The organism is Citrobacter sp. Cpo030 (genome assembly GCF_030333005.1).
Classification (GTDB): Bacteria; Pseudomonadota; Gammaproteobacteria; order Enterobacterales; family Enterobacteriaceae; genus Citrobacter; species Citrobacter portucalensis.
This window is the reverse complement of record NZ_JAOWGT010000067.1, coordinates 120856-134249: the sequence shown is the minus strand read 5'-3', so window position 1 is coordinate 134249 and position 13394 is coordinate 120856. Positions and strand designations below refer to the sequence as shown.

The following is a 13394-nucleotide window of genomic DNA, read 5'->3' as shown; positions in this document are numbered from 1 at the left end:
CTGTGCTTACATCAGCGCACAGCCAATAAAAAGTTTTAAACATGGTTTATGAATTACAGCATGTTCCAGTCAATCAACATGCTCCACCACCACACGCCGAGAGTGATATGGACAATAAAGGTCAGTAAGGTCAGCATGCCCCCCACCAGCCACCACGATTTAATATCGTTGTAGCCGACGCCAAAAATAACCGGACCCGCGGCACCGCCATAATGGGTGACCATTCCGCCATAAGAGTTAGAGAAGAGTAATGCCAGCGCGGTTAACATCAGTGGTGCGCCGGAGACATTCGCCAGCATGGCAAATACCGGCATCATTGCCACAATATATGCACTGCCTGAGGCAAAGAAATATCGAACGATAATGCTCAGGAACAAAATAACGAAGAACGCCACATTGCCGTGATTACCAAAGTCGAGATTATTTTTGAACAGTTCGGCTAACCAGTCGAAGAATTTCACTTTCGATAATAGTGAACTTAACCCGATAATACCGCCGTACCAGATTAATGTATTCCAGCCGCCCTTATTTTTAACGACATCATCCCACGTTACTACGCCAAATAAAAGCATCGTACCCATGACGACAATCGCTACCGTTGATTCATCAACGCTGAGGCTTTTACTGAAGATCCATCCCAATAATGCGAGAACGAAAATGCCCAGCAGCATTTTTTCGCGCCCTTTCATTGGTCCTAAATCCTGAAGGCCAGCTTTAGCGATGGTTTTGTTATCAACCTTTTTAATTTCAGGTGGATACATAAAATAGATAACGAGCGGCGTCGCCAACAGCATGACCAGTCCTGGCAGACCTGCAGCAAGCGCCCATCCGCCCCAACTCAACTGCAAGTGACAGATATCGTTGATCATCTTCAACGCCAGAATGTTTCCCGCCATCGCGGTAAAAAACATATAGCTGGTTGTTTTAGTGACCATATAGACCGACATCATCAGGTAGTGACCGACACGGCGCGGGCTCTTATCCGGTTCAGAACCCAGCGCCACCGCCACACTATTGATGATGGGTAATACGATTCCTCCCGCTCGCGCGGTATTTGACGGTGTTGCCGGAGCTAATACCAGATCAAGGAATACGGTCACATAGCCAAGGCCAAGCGTGGTGTTACCAATTTTGCCGATCAGAATATAAGCAATGCGCTTACCCAGCCCCGTCGTCACAAAAGCAGCACTTAACGTAAACGCGGAGAAAACCAGCCATGTCGTACCGGAAGCATAACCGCTCAGTACGCTGCTGGTCTTCAGTACGCCATGGCCTAAATTTCCGACAACCACCATAGAGGCGGCAACGGCAATCAATAACACCACCGGTTCAGGAAACGGTTTAATCACCAGTCCGACAATGGCCGCAAGATAAATACCAAACAGCACCCACGCTAGTTCACTTAATCCCGCAGGGGCAGGAATCAAACCAATAATACAGGGGATCGCTAATATTAAAATTAGCTTCCATAATGATTTAACGTTCATTTATTAATCCTGAATAATCTGTACAGGCAATACAGTATTTTTCGTTTTTCTGCGATCGCAGAGAAATGAGGCCAATGCTGTCAGGGAAGGAAAACATCACCAGCGAATATTTTTCTGGCGGTACGAATAACCGAAGCTCTGATAGTTTCAGGTTCATCCCCTTTATTGGTTAAATGAATATCAAGAGTGCCTCCAGGATGTTCGATAGTGATATTCCCGTAATGCGCACCCACCGTTACCTGACGCGAAACAGTACCGTTAATGACACAGCTGCTGGCGATAGCTATCGCCCCAGTAATCGCCAGCGCTTTATGGCAAGAGTGCGGCATAAAATAACGAACATTAATTTCGCCGTCGTGTTGAGGTGCAGAGATGAGAATCGGTTTTGGGAGAACCTTATTGCTGACATCACCCAGCCCCATAGCTTCACCGGCCTGTAAACGAATAGACTCAATGCGCGACAATAATTCGTTGTCTGCATCCAGTTCTTCCGCTGATTCATAGCCCGTTTTCCCAAGGTATTCGGCAGGAATAATTACGACAGGTGTCGCCATATCCATACAGGTCACCGGAACTGAGTTGATATAATCGATGTGTTGGCCCGTCGGAAAAATATGCCCGGTTTTAGAACCTGCGGCATTAAGAAACGTCAACGCAATAGGGGCCGATGTTCCCGGGACGCCGTCAATTCTTGCCGTTCCTTCATACTCAACAACACCATGCGGCGTCTGTATATCAGCTTCGATAAACGTGTTGGTGTTCACATTGCGAATGCGTACGCGGGTGGTCGGCGTAGAAGCAGCAATCAACCCCTTTTCAATAGCAAACGCACCAACGGCGGAAAGCATATTGCCACAGTTGGGTGTGGTATCGACCCGTTGCTCATGTACCAGTACCTGAGCAAATAAATAATCGATATCAGCGTTGGGGTCGTTTGAAAGACTAATAATCGCGACTTTACTGGTTAACGGATTGCCACCGCCAATGCCATCTATTTCCAACGCATTGCCAGAACCCATAACCCCAATCAATATTTCATCACGCAATTTTTCTTCTTCTGGCAGGTCTTGAGCTAATAAAAACGCGCCTCTGGACGTTCCTCCGCGCATCATAACGCAAGGTATTTTTTTCATGACAATGCTCTCTTCAATATTATTTCCACTATGTACATGGTTGCATGTCATGATTAGGGTGACTAATGACTTCATTTTCGTGATTAGTGATTTATTTTTATTAATTAAAAGTGATGAATTGCAGATACACTGAACACTTTCATCTTAGACAGGGTCTTCCCCGATTGAGTCCGGAGTCAAAATGAAACACGAGTTATCGAGCATGAAGGCGTTTGTCACACTGGCAGAGTCCGATTCTTTTAACAATGCCGCCAAGTTACTTAATATTACGCAACCTGCATTAACTCGCAGGATTAAAAAGATGGAAGAGTATTTACACACTCAACTCTTTGAAAGAACAACTCGCAAAGTGACATTAACAAAAGCGGGGAAAATGCTTTTACCTGAAGCCAAAGAATTAATTAGGGCATTAGATGAAACTATTTTTAATATTAGCGATGTGAATGTTCATCATCATGGCATAGTGACACTGTCCTGTATTCCTACCGCGGTTTTCTATTTCTTGCCGTTGGCAATAGGAAAATTTAATGAGCGGTATCCCAATATCAAAGTGCGAATTATTGAACAAGGGACGAATAATTGTATGGAATCCGTACTTTGCAATGAGGCTGATTTTGGAATAAACATGAACAACATCACAAATTCCTCTATCGAGTTCACTCCACTGGTTAATGAACCGTTTGTTCTGGCTTGTCGACGCGATCATCCGCTCGCTAATAAGCAGTTGGTTGAGTGGCAAGAATTGCTGAATTACAAACTGATAGGCGTTCGTTCCTCAAGCGGTAACCGATTGCTGATTGAACAACATTTGGCTGATAAAACATGGAAGTTGAACTGGTTTTACGAGGTCCGTCATCTGTCTACTTCGCTGGGTCTGGTTGAAGCTGGACTGGGTGTTTCCGCATTACCAGGGTTAGCAATGCCGCAAACGCCGCATCCAACGCTGATAGGGATCCCACTGGTTGAGCCTGTGATTAGACGCACGCTGGGAGTTATTCGGCGTAAAGACGCTATCCTCTCACCTCCCGCTGAACGCTTTTTCTCTCTTCTGCTTAATTTATGGGCAGATGATACAGATAGCCTTTGGACATCTGTGGCTAAGTGTCAGGAAAACATGTCGTTTGCTAAATAAGCAAAAAAAATCCGCAATCTTCACAAGATTGCGGATCGCTTGTAACGCCTGGCGTTTTAGTACGCGTTAACCACCACCCACATCGGGCCTTGTCCTACCGCGTAACGACCTTTCTCCATCAGCAACCCTTGTTCGCCAGCAATCTCGTACACCGCGATATGGTGCGATTTTTGTCCGGCTGCAATCAGGTATTTACCTCTGTTATCGATATTAAAACCGCGCGGCTGAGTTTCGGTAGGCTGGAAACCTTCTTTGGTCAGCACGCTGCCATCTTCAGACACGCTAAAGACCGTAATCAGGCTGGCGGTGCGATCACAGGCATACAGATGACGCCCGTCCGGTGTAATGTGAATATCTGCTGCCCAACGGGTATCAGCGAAATCAGCAGGCATCATATCCAGCGTCTGCACACACTCAATCTTACCGTACGGATCTTTCAGCTCCCAGACATCAACAGAGCTGTTCAGCTCATTCACGCAGTAGGCATATTGCTTATTCGGATGGAACGCCATATGACGTGGGCCCGCGCCTTCAACGGTAGTTACTTCAGCCGGTTCCTGCGCGACCAGATGGCCATCATCGCTTACGTCAAACAGGCAGATACGATCCTGTTTCAACGCCGGAACCCACAGGGTCCGGTTATCCGGAGAGATGTTGGCTGAGTGGCAGCCATCCAGACCTTCAACCACGTCAACCAGTTCCACCGGCAGGCCATCTTCCAGACGCGTGACGCTCACGCTACCCGCGTTATAAGAGCCAACGAACACGAAACGTCCCTGATGGTCGGTAGAAATATGCGTCGGGCTCCCCGGCAGCGCAGACTCTGCTGCAAAGGTCAGCGCACCGTCATCAGGCGCAATACGATAAGCCAACACGCGAAACTCCGGGCGCACGCCAACATAGAGGTAACGCTTATCCGGGCTGACGACCATCGGCTGTACCTGACCCGGTACATCAACCACCTGCGTCAACGTCAGAGAACCATCGTGATTCAGGCTCCAGACGTGGATTTGCTGACTTTCAGGGCTGGCGGTATAAACGGTTTGCTTCATGAATACTCCTTTGCTTTTTGGCAGGTGGCTGCAATTGCCTGACACACGCCTAAGGTAGACGCTTTTAACGGTGAATGCTTAATTAAGGCTCAGAATTTTGTCCGGCTCCCGTCTCGGTGTACCATTCCAGCAGACAAAATTCTCAACCTTAATCTGGAAAAAACTATGACCGCACGCGTGATTGCCCTGGATTTAGACGGTACCCTGCTGACCCCGAAAAAAACCTTGCTGCCATCCTCTCTCGAAGCGCTCTCGCGCGCCAGAGAAGCAGGCTACCAACTTATCATTGTCACAGGTCGTCATCACGTTGCTATTCATCCTTTTTATCAGGCACTGACGCTGGATACACCTGCAATTTGCTGTAACGGTACCTACTTGTATGATTATCAGGCAAAAAAGGTACTGGAATCCGATCCCCTTCCAGTAGATCAGGCATTACAGCTGATCGAAATGCTGGATGAACATCAGATCCACGGGCTGATGTATGTGGATGAGGCCATGCTGTATGAGCGCCCGACCGGGCATGTGGTGCGTACCGCTAACTGGGCACAAACTCTGCCGCCGGAACAGCGCCCGACCTTCACTCAGGTACCTTCGCTGGCGCAGGCCGCACATGACGTCAACGCCGTCTGGAAATTTGCCCTGACCGACGAAGATATTCCGAAACTGCAGCAGTTTGGCCAGTACGTTGAGCAACAGCTGGGGCTGGAGTGTGAATGGTCCTGGCACGATCAGGTCGACATTGCCCGTAAAGGCAACAGCAAAGGACGACGCCTTACCCAGTGGATTGAAGCACAGGGAGGGTCAATGGAAAACGTGATTGCCTTTGGCGATAACTTTAACGATATCAGCATGCTGGAAGCCGCAGGTACCGGCGTGGCGATGGGCAACGCGGATGACGCGGTCAAAGCCCGCGCCAACATCGTGATTGGTGACAACACCACAGACAGCATCGCTAAATTTATCTACTCCCACCTGCTGTAATCAGGCGGTAATCGATACGCTCTTAATTTGCGCGTACAGCCACAGGCCAGGTTTGATACCCAGTTCATCCCTGGCCCATGGGCTGATCCTTGCCCACAGCGTCTTACCGCCCACCTCAAGCTGAACTTCCACCTGACCGTTATCGTCATAGCATTGCGCGACTTTTGCCCGCAGCACATTACGAATACTGGTCTGCTGGGGTGGTTGGAGCACCAGTGAAACATCAGATGCCTGAATACGAATACGCAGCGCGGTTTGCAGCGGTTGCTCCAGCTTATTGACCCACAGATGCTGATCGCCAAGCGCCAGCGCGGTCATCGCATAGTGTGGATGATGTTCCAGCACGCTGACTTTCAGAATACTGCTTTGCTGTTCCTTAGGCAGCCAGGGGTGCATCACGCTGCTACCCCAGACATCTTCCAGCGAACCAAACGCTTTGACCTGCCCGTTCTCCAGCACCATCACTTTGTCTGCCAGGTGCAAAATCTCATCAAGCGAGTGGCTGACATACAGCATCGGAATATTGATTTCACGTGCAAGGCGTTGCAGGTAAGGCAGCAGTTCGCGTTTACGCGGTATATCCAGCGAGGCTAACGGCTCATCAAGCAACAATAACTCAGGCGCGGTCAGCAGCGCCCGACCGATGGCGACACGCTGCTTTTCACCGCCAGAAAGCCCACCTGGCAAACGGTCAAGCAGCGGCTCAATGCCCAACAGCGCCACCAGCTTATCAAACTGTCCGGCCATGCTTTTCGCCATTCCGTAACGCAGGTTGCCGCGCACTTTATAGTGCGGGAACAGACGCGCGTCCTGGAAAACATAGCCCACCCGGCGTTTTTCCGGCGTTAAGCAGATACCGTTCTCAACGTCGTTTAAGACGCGACCGTTGAGCACGATGCGTCCGGACTGCGGCTGCGTCAGACCGCTGATGGCGTTAATCAGTGAGGTTTTGCCCGCACCGGAAACGCCGAAAATAGCGGTAATACCACTGGCTGGCAGCGTTTCGTTGAGCGTCAGGCAATGCGTCCCCAGCGTCTGGGAGAAATTGAGTTCCAGCATAATTATCGCCCCGTCCGCTCACGGCTAATACGCGCCAGCCATTCAGAAATCAGCAGTGAAATCAGCGCTAACACAATAGAAATAATACATAACCTCGCCGCCGCGCTTTCGCCGCCGGGAGTTTGGATCAGGGTATACATCGCCGAAGGAATGGTGCGGGTTTCGCCAGGAATATTGGAGACAAAAGTAATAGTTGCGCCGAATTCCCCGAGGGAACGCGCGAACGCCAGCACCGTACCGACAATAATGCCGGGCAGCATCAACGGTAGCGTAATGGTCATGAATACGCGCCAGCGTCCGGCTCCCAGCGTGCGGGCCGCCTGCTCCAGCTTGACGTCAACACCTTCCAGCGCCAGACGAATTGCCCGTACCATCAGAGGAAAAGACATCACCGCCGCGGCCAGTACCGCACCGCGCCAGCTAAAGGCAAAAGTAATGCCAAACCAGTCGTACAGCCATTCACCAATGAATCCGCGCCGCCCCATGGCGACCAACAGCAGATAGCCCACCACGACCGGCGGCAGTACCAGCGGCAAATGCAGAACGCTGTCGAGCAGCGCTTTGCCCGGGAACTTGCATCGCACAAGCAGCCAGGCAAAGAAGATCCCAAACGGCAGGCTAAACAAGACGGCCAGGGAAGAAACTTTCAGGCTCAGTATGACGGCCTGCCATTCAGGATCGGTCAGTATCATTACTTGGTCGTAAATCCATAACGTTTAAAGATTTCAGCAGCCTGCGGTCCTTTCAGGTAATCATAGAACGCGCTAACCGTTGCGTTTTTGTGCCCATCAACAATCGCGATAGGGTATTCCACTTTTTTGTGCGAATCTTCCGGGAAAGTCGCAACAACTTTTACGCCCTTGCTGCCGACAGCATCGGAACCATAGACGATCCCCAGCGGTGCTTCGTTACGCTCTACCAGCGCCAGCGCACCGCGCACGTCTTCAGCAGGAGCCAGTTTCGGGGCCAGGGTATCCCATGCACCCAGTTTTTGCAGCGCTTCTTTGGCATAAATGCCCGCCGGAACATGTTCCGGATCGCCAACAGCCAGGCGTCCGCCGTTCAACAGACTGGTCCAGTTGGTTTTGCTGTCGATAGTGAAATCTTTCTGCGCGCTGGCTTTCGGCGCCACCACCACCAGGCTGTTACCCAACAGCGTTTCACGCGTTGCGGTATCAATCGACTTCTTGTCTACCGCGTAGTCCATCCATTTCTGATCGGCAGAAATAAACAGATCGGCCGGTGCGCCTGCTTCAATCTGACGCGCCAGTGTGGAAGAAGAAGCAAAAGAGGAGACAACATCAACGTTCTTCTCTTTTTTATATTGCGTTGCAATGTCCTGCATCGCGTTGGTCAGCGAAGCAGCTGCAAAAACGGTAATCTTTCCTTCATCCGCCAGCGCATGTCCGGCAACGGTAAGAGAAAGTGTTGCCCCTGCAAACAAGCGTAACCATGTACGTGCCATCTGTAACTCCTTTGCGTTTCGTTATGTAGGCGCAAATATAGCGAGTAAATCAGGATTTTCCCAGTGGTTATTGATACCAATTAGAGGTTACACAAAGAAAATATCGGCAGGGAAAGCAAGATCTTGAGAAAACGAGTTGGCAGGCAAAAAATATAAACGCCCGACTGAGCGGGCGTTTGGGGAATCAATGATTCTGTCTGGACTGGTCTTTCTGACCGATACCGGAGAAAATGTTAAACACTTCACCCAGTCCGTAAATCAGACCCAGAATGATGGCCATTACCACAGGTACCATGATTACGGCGAATACCAGACTTTTCAATAACTCTAACATGGTCAACTCCAGATATAGTCCTTAGTTGTATTCTAACCACATAACACAGAAAAGCACTCCCCTTTTGTGCGGTTGGCTTTGCGCGCGCGCGGTTTTCCGTCACAATACCCCTTTTGCCAGGAGCTTGTGATGCAGGCCGAAATCCTTCTTACGCTGAAACTTCAGCAAAAACTGTTTGCCGATCCCCGTCGCATTTCTCTGCTTAAACACATTGCGCTTTCCGGCTCCATCAGTCAGGGCGCAAAGGATGCAGGTATCAGTTATAAAAGCGCCTGGGATGCGATTAACGAAATGAACCAGCTCAGTGAGCAAACGCTGGTTGAGCGCGCCACTGGCGGCAAAGGCGGCGGCGGCGCGGTGTTAACGCGCTATGGCCAACGCTTAATCCAGCTGTATGATTTATTAGCGCAAATCCAACAGAAAGCCTTCGATGTTTTGAGCGATGACGATGCCCTGCCACTCAATAGCCTGCTGGCGGCGATCTCTCGCTTTTCGCTGCAAACCAGCGCCCGTAACCAGTGGTTTGGCACCATTACCGCCCGCGACCACGATCAGGTCCAACAGCATGTCGACGTCCTGCTGGCGGATGGCGAAACGCGCCTGAAAGTGGCAATCACTGCGCAAAGCGGCGAGCGTCTCGGGCTTGAAGAAGGCAAAGAAGTCCTGATTCTGTTGAAAGCGCCGTGGGTGGGAATCACTCAGGACGACGCCATTGCCCAGGCCGCCGATAACCAGTTGCAGGGTACAATTAGCCATATCGAACGCGGAGCTGAGCAGTGTGAAGTGTTGATGACCTTGCCAGACGGCCAGACGCTGTGCGCGACGTTGCCGATAGAGCAGACCCACACATTAACGGAAGGCGCTAACGTCACAGCATATTTTAATGCGGACAGAGTGATTATCGCCACACTGTGCTGAGTTAATTGACATCAGCCTGAAGAACACGTATCCCTGTTATTCATCGCTGCAAATAATGGGATACAAAATGTCATCATTGCAAATTTCGCAAGGCACGTTTCGTCTTAGCGACACAAAAACGCTCCAGTTAGATGCGTTGACGTTAAACGCAGGTGATAGCTGGGCGTTTGTTGGCTCTAACGGCAGTGGGAAATCTGCGCTGGCCCGCGCGCTGGCGGGCGAGTTGCCGCTCCTGAAAGGCGAACGCCGCTGCCAGTTCACACGTATTACCCGACTCTCCTTTGAGCAGCTCCAAAAGCTGGTCAGCGACGAGTGGCAGCGAAACAACACCGATCTTCTTAGTCCCGGTGAAGACGACACCGGGCGCACCACCGCAGAAATCATTCAGGATGAGGTTCACAACCCCGCCCGCTGCGCTACGCTGGCGCAGCAGTTTGGCATTTCTGCTCTGCTCAACAGGCGTTTCAAATACCTTTCCACCGGTGAAACCCGCAAAACTCTGCTCTGCCAGGCATTAATGTCCACGCCAGATTTGCTGATCCTTGATGAACCCTTTGACGGGCTGGACGTCGCGTCCCGCCGCCAGTTAGCAGATTTGCTCGCTGAGTTGCACCAGGCCGGTTTAACGCTGGTGCTGGTGCTAAACCGCTTTGATGAAATTCCCGAGTTCGTGCAGTTTGCCGGCGTGCTTGCCGATTGCACGCTGACGGAAACCGGCGCAAAAACAGACCTTCTGCAACAGGCATTAATCGCTCAGCTTGCCCATAGCGAACGGCTGGAAGGCATCCAGTTACCCGAACCGGATGAGCCTTCGGTGCGCCACACGTTGTCAGATAACGAGCCGCGCATTGTGCTTAACGACGGCACCGTCTCGTATAACGATCGCCCTATCCTGCATCATCTGAGTTGGCGGGTAAATCCGGGGGAACACTGGCAAATCATCGGCCCCAACGGTGCGGGGAAATCAACCCTGCTCAGTTTAATCACCGGCGATCATCCCCAGGGATATAGCAACGACCTGACCCTGTTTGGCCGCCGCCGGGGCAGCGGTGAAACTATCTGGGATATCAAAAAACACATTGGCTATGTCAGCAGCAGCCTGCATCTGGATTACCGGGTAAGTACAACAGTTCGCAACGTTATTCTCTCCGGTTATTTCGATTCAATCGGCATTTATCAGGCCGTCTCCGACAGGCAGCACAAGCTGGTGCAACAGTGGCTGGATATTCTGGGCATCGATAAACGTACCGCGGATGCGCCATTTCATAGTCTTTCCTGGGGGCAGCAGCGGCTGGCATTGATTGTTCGTGCACTGGTGAAACATCCTACGTTGCTGATCCTTGATGAACCGTTGCAAGGATTAGATCCGCTCAACCGTCAACTGATCCGTCGGTTTGTGGATGTCCTGATCGGTGAAGGTGAAACTCAGCTTTTGTTCGTCTCTCACCACGCCGAAGATGCCCCGGGCTGCATTACCCATCGGCTAGAGTTTGTACCCGAGGGTGATATCTACGCCTATCGACAAACCTCTCTGCGTTAATTTTCATGTCAGGGCGTTTATCACGCCCTTTTTTCTGCTTTTTTTTCAGACAAGTGCTGAAATAACAACCTAACATAATGATTTATAATAAAGTAACTGGCAGCATCGAGTGAAAACACCGGAGTGTAAACGATTCCACTAATTTATTCCGTGTCACACTTTTCGCATCTTTGTTATGCTATGGTTATTGCATACCATAGGCTTAACGGAGCGAATTATGAGAGTATTGGTTACAGGTGGTAGCGGTTACATTGGAAGCCACACTTGCGTGCAGTTGCTGAAAAACGGTCACGAAGTGGTGATCCTGGACAATCTCTGCAACAGCAAGCGCAGCGTACTGCCCGTCATTGAGCGTTTAGGCGACAAGCATCCGACCTTCGTGGAAGGAGACATCCGTAACGAAGCGCTGATAACCGAAATTCTGCACGATCATGCCATTGATACGGTCATCCATTTTGCCGGTTTAAAAGCCGTTGGAGAATCCGTTGCCAAGCCGCTGGAGTACTATGACAACAACGTCAACGGCACTCTGCGTCTGGTGAATGCAATGCGCGCTGCTAACGTGAAAAACTTCATTTTCAGCTCCTCCGCGACCGTCTATGGCGATCAGCCGCAAATTCCTTACGTTGAAAGCTTCCCCACCGGCACGCCGCAGAGTCCGTACGGCAAAAGCAAGCTGATGGTGGAACAAATCCTGACCGATCTGCAAAAAGCCCAGCCCGACTGGAGTATTGCCCTGCTGCGCTACTTTAACCCGGTTGGTGCTCATCCATCGGGAGATATGGGGGAAGATCCGCAAGGTATTCCAAACAACCTGATGCCTTACATCGCGCAGGTAGCCGTTGGCCGCCGCGAGTCTCTTGCCATATTTGGCAATGACTACCCTACTGAAGATGGCACCGGCGTACGCGACTATATCCACGTGATGGATCTCGCCGACGGCCACGTTGCCGCCATGGAAAAATTGGCAGGCAAACAGGGTGTGCATATTTATAACCTCGGTGCAGGCATCGGCAGCAGCGTGCTGGACGTGGTCAACGCCTTCAGCAAAGCCTGTGGTAAACCGGTTAATTACCATTTCGCCCCGCGCCGTGATGGCGATCTTCCTGCCTACTGGGCTGATGCCAGCAAAGCCGATCGCGAGCTCAACTGGCGCGTGACCCGCACACTGGATGAAATGGCACAAGATACCTGGCACTGGCAGTCACGCCACCCGCAGGGATATTCGGATTAAGGACCAATCATGACGCAATTCAATCCTGTCGATCATCCACATCGCCGTTTTAACCCGCTCACCGGGCAGTGGATCCTCGTCTCACCGCATCGCGCCAAACGCCCGTGGCAAGGGGCGCAGGAAACTCCGTCTAAGCAGGTACTGCCTGCACATGACCCGGACTGCTTCCTGTGCGCTAGCAATACGCGAGTTACCGGCGACAAAAACCCGGATTACACCGGGACCTATGTCTTTACCAATGACTTTGCGGCGCTGATGTCCGATACCCCGGACGCACCGGACAGTCACGATCCGTTGATGCGCTGCCAGAGCGCACGCGGTACCAGCCGTGTGATTTGCTTCTCACCCGATCACAGCAAAACGTTGCCGGAACTCAGCGTCCCTGCACTGACAGAAATCGTAAAAACGTGGCAGGAACAGACCGAAGACTTAGGGAAAACCTACCCTTGGGTGCAGGTATTTGAGAATAAAGGCGCAGCGATGGGGTGCTCGAACCCGCACCCACACGGACAAATTTGGGCCAACAGCTTTTTGCCTAACGAAGCCGAACGTGAAGATCGCCTGCAGAAAGCGTACTTCGCCGAACAAGGCGCGCCGATGCTCGTTGATTACGTCCAGCGAGAACTGGCGGATGGCAGCCGTACGGTCGTTGAAACCGAGCACTGGCTGGCGGTTGTACCTTACTGGGCCGCGTGGCCGTTCGAAACGCTGCTGCTGCCGAAAGCGCATGTGCTGCGTATTACCGATTTGACCGACGAACAGCGTGCTGACCTGGCGCTGGCGTTGAAAAAACTGACCAGTCGTTATGACAACCTGTTCCAGTGCTCATTCCCCTATTCCATGGGCTGGCACGGCGCACCGTTCAACGGTGAAGAAAACCAACACTGGCAGTTGCATGCACACTTTTATCCGCCGCTGCTGCGTTCCGCGACCGTGCGTAAATTTATGGTCGGATACGAAATGCTGGCAGAAACCCAGCGCGACCTGACGGCCGAACAAGCAGCTGAACGACTGCGTGCGGTCAGCGACATCCATTTTCGCGAATCCGGAGTTTAA

General features: G+C 51.4%; 13 protein-coding genes. 6 read left to right on the top strand and 7 right to left on the bottom strand.

Features of this window, described 5'->3' with window-relative positions; translation table 11 throughout:
• Nucleotides 1-53: 53 nt before the first annotated feature.
• Together OGY37_RS13645 and OGY37_RS13640 are read right to left on the bottom strand one after the other, a co-directional pair.
• Nucleotides 54-1487, bottom strand: a complete 1434-nt coding sequence (locus OGY37_RS13645; protein ID WP_149384153.1) for an anion permease — start codon at nt 1485-1487, stop codon at nt 54-56.
• An 80-nt stretch (nt 1488-1567) separates the two neighbouring features.
• Nucleotides 1568-2620, bottom strand: coding sequence for a 4-oxalomesaconate tautomerase (locus OGY37_RS13640; protein WP_286621129.1), 1053 nt, complete (start codon nt 2618-2620; stop codon nt 1568-1570).
• A gap of 181 nt (nt 2621-2801) precedes the next feature.
• On the opposite strand from OGY37_RS13640, the gene OGY37_RS13635 reads away from it, so the two are divergent.
• Nucleotides 2802-3752, top strand: a complete 951-nt coding sequence (locus OGY37_RS13635; protein ID WP_286620999.1) for a LysR family transcriptional regulator — start codon at nt 2802-2804, stop codon at nt 3750-3752.
• A 56-nt stretch (nt 3753-3808) separates the two neighbouring features.
• Here the strand turns inward: OGY37_RS13635 and pgl are convergent, their stop codons facing one another.
• Entirely contained in the window at nt 3809-4804 is a 996-nt protein-coding gene (pgl, locus tag OGY37_RS13630) for a 6-phosphogluconolactonase (protein ID WP_149281370.1), read from the bottom strand.
• 165 nt (nt 4805-4969) lie between these two features.
• On the opposite strand from pgl, the gene OGY37_RS13625 reads away from it, so the two are divergent.
• Nucleotides 4970-5788: a pyridoxal phosphatase gene (locus OGY37_RS13625; protein ID WP_286553582.1), complete on the top strand. Its 819-nt coding sequence runs from the start codon at nt 4970-4972 to the stop codon at nt 5786-5788.
• On the opposite strand, the gene modC is transcribed toward OGY37_RS13625, so the two are convergent.
• The 4 genes from modC to OGY37_RS13605 form a co-directional block, all read right to left on the bottom strand.
• The gene (gene modC, locus OGY37_RS13620; protein ID WP_003831474.1) at nt 5789-6847 is read right to left on the bottom strand and encodes a molybdenum ABC transporter ATP-binding protein ModC; all 1059 of its coding nucleotides are present in this window, start codon (nt 6845-6847) and stop codon (nt 5789-5791) included.
• Between the two features lie 2 nt (nt 6848-6849).
• Nucleotides 6850-7539, bottom strand: coding sequence for a molybdate ABC transporter permease subunit (modB, locus tag OGY37_RS13615; protein WP_008784169.1), 690 nt, complete (start codon nt 7537-7539; stop codon nt 6850-6852).
• Nucleotides 7539-8312: a molybdate ABC transporter substrate-binding protein gene (modA, locus tag OGY37_RS13610; protein ID WP_286620997.1), complete on the bottom strand. Its 774-nt coding sequence runs from the start codon at nt 8310-8312 to the stop codon at nt 7539-7541. Before modA ends, modB begins: the two co-directional genes overlap by 1 nt.
• A gap of 184 nt (nt 8313-8496) precedes the next feature.
• Nucleotides 8497-8646 (bottom strand): AcrZ family multidrug efflux pump-associated protein, encoded by a 150-nt coding sequence (locus OGY37_RS13605; RefSeq protein ID WP_003023026.1) that lies wholly within the window; start codon nt 8644-8646, stop codon nt 8497-8499.
• Nucleotides 8647-8775: 129 nt separating this feature from the next.
• Here OGY37_RS13605 and modE point away from each other — a divergent pair, with 129 nt between their 5' ends.
• The 4 genes from modE (at nt 8776) to galT (ending at nt 13394) form a co-directional block, all read left to right on the top strand.
• Nucleotides 8776-9564, top strand: coding sequence for a molybdenum-dependent transcriptional regulator (gene modE / locus OGY37_RS13600; protein ID WP_003831465.1), 789 nt, complete (start codon nt 8776-8778; stop codon nt 9562-9564).
• A 67-nt stretch (nt 9565-9631) separates the two neighbouring features.
• A complete protein-coding gene (gene modF / locus OGY37_RS13595) occupies nt 9632-11104 on the top strand; it encodes a molybdate ABC transporter ATP-binding protein ModF (RefSeq protein WP_148362245.1) in 1473 nt (490 codons plus the stop codon).
• A 217-nt stretch (nt 11105-11321) separates the two neighbouring features.
• Nucleotides 11322-12338: a UDP-glucose 4-epimerase GalE gene (gene galE, locus OGY37_RS13590; RefSeq protein ID WP_286620995.1), complete on the top strand. Its 1017-nt coding sequence runs from the start codon at nt 11322-11324 to the stop codon at nt 12336-12338.
• A 9-nt stretch (nt 12339-12347) separates the two neighbouring features.
• Nucleotides 12348-13394 carry a galactose-1-phosphate uridylyltransferase gene (gene galT, locus OGY37_RS13585; RefSeq protein ID WP_286620993.1) on the top strand — a complete coding sequence of 349 codons (1047 nt, stop codon included), beginning with the start codon at nt 12348-12350 and terminating at the stop codon, nt 13392-13394.

Coding starts and splice junctions, on each gene's coding strand:
- OGY37_RS13645 (WP_149384153.1), bottom strand. CDS start 1,487: ATGAACGTTAAATCATTATGGAAGCTAATTTTAATATTAGCGATCCCC.
- OGY37_RS13640 (WP_286621129.1), bottom strand. CDS start 2,620: ATGAAAAAAATACCTTGCGTTATGATGCGCGGAGGAACGTCCAGAGGC.
- OGY37_RS13635 (WP_286620999.1), top strand. CDS start 2,802: ATGAAACACGAGTTATCGAGCATGAAGGCGTTTGTCACACTGGCAGAG.
- pgl (WP_149281370.1), bottom strand. CDS start 4,804: ATGAAGCAAACCGTTTATACCGCCAGCCCTGAAAGTCAGCAAATCCAC.
- OGY37_RS13625 (WP_286553582.1), top strand. CDS start 4,970: ATGACCGCACGCGTGATTGCCCTGGATTTAGACGGTACCCTGCTGACC.
- modC (WP_003831474.1), bottom strand. CDS start 6,847: ATGCTGGAACTCAATTTCTCCCAGACGCTGGGGACGCATTGCCTGACG.
- modB (WP_008784169.1), bottom strand. CDS start 7,539: ATGATACTGACCGATCCTGAATGGCAGGCCGTCATACTGAGCCTGAAA.
- modA (WP_286620997.1), bottom strand. CDS start 8,312: ATGGCACGTACATGGTTACGCTTGTTTGCAGGGGCAACACTTTCTCTT.
- OGY37_RS13605 (WP_003023026.1), bottom strand. CDS start 8,646: ATGTTAGAGTTATTGAAAAGTCTGGTATTCGCCGTAATCATGGTACCT.
- modE (WP_003831465.1), top strand. CDS start 8,776: ATGCAGGCCGAAATCCTTCTTACGCTGAAACTTCAGCAAAAACTGTTT.
- modF (WP_148362245.1), top strand. CDS start 9,632: ATGTCATCATTGCAAATTTCGCAAGGCACGTTTCGTCTTAGCGACACA.
- galE (WP_286620995.1), top strand. CDS start 11,322: ATGAGAGTATTGGTTACAGGTGGTAGCGGTTACATTGGAAGCCACACT.
- galT (WP_286620993.1), top strand. CDS start 12,348: ATGACGCAATTCAATCCTGTCGATCATCCACATCGCCGTTTTAACCCG.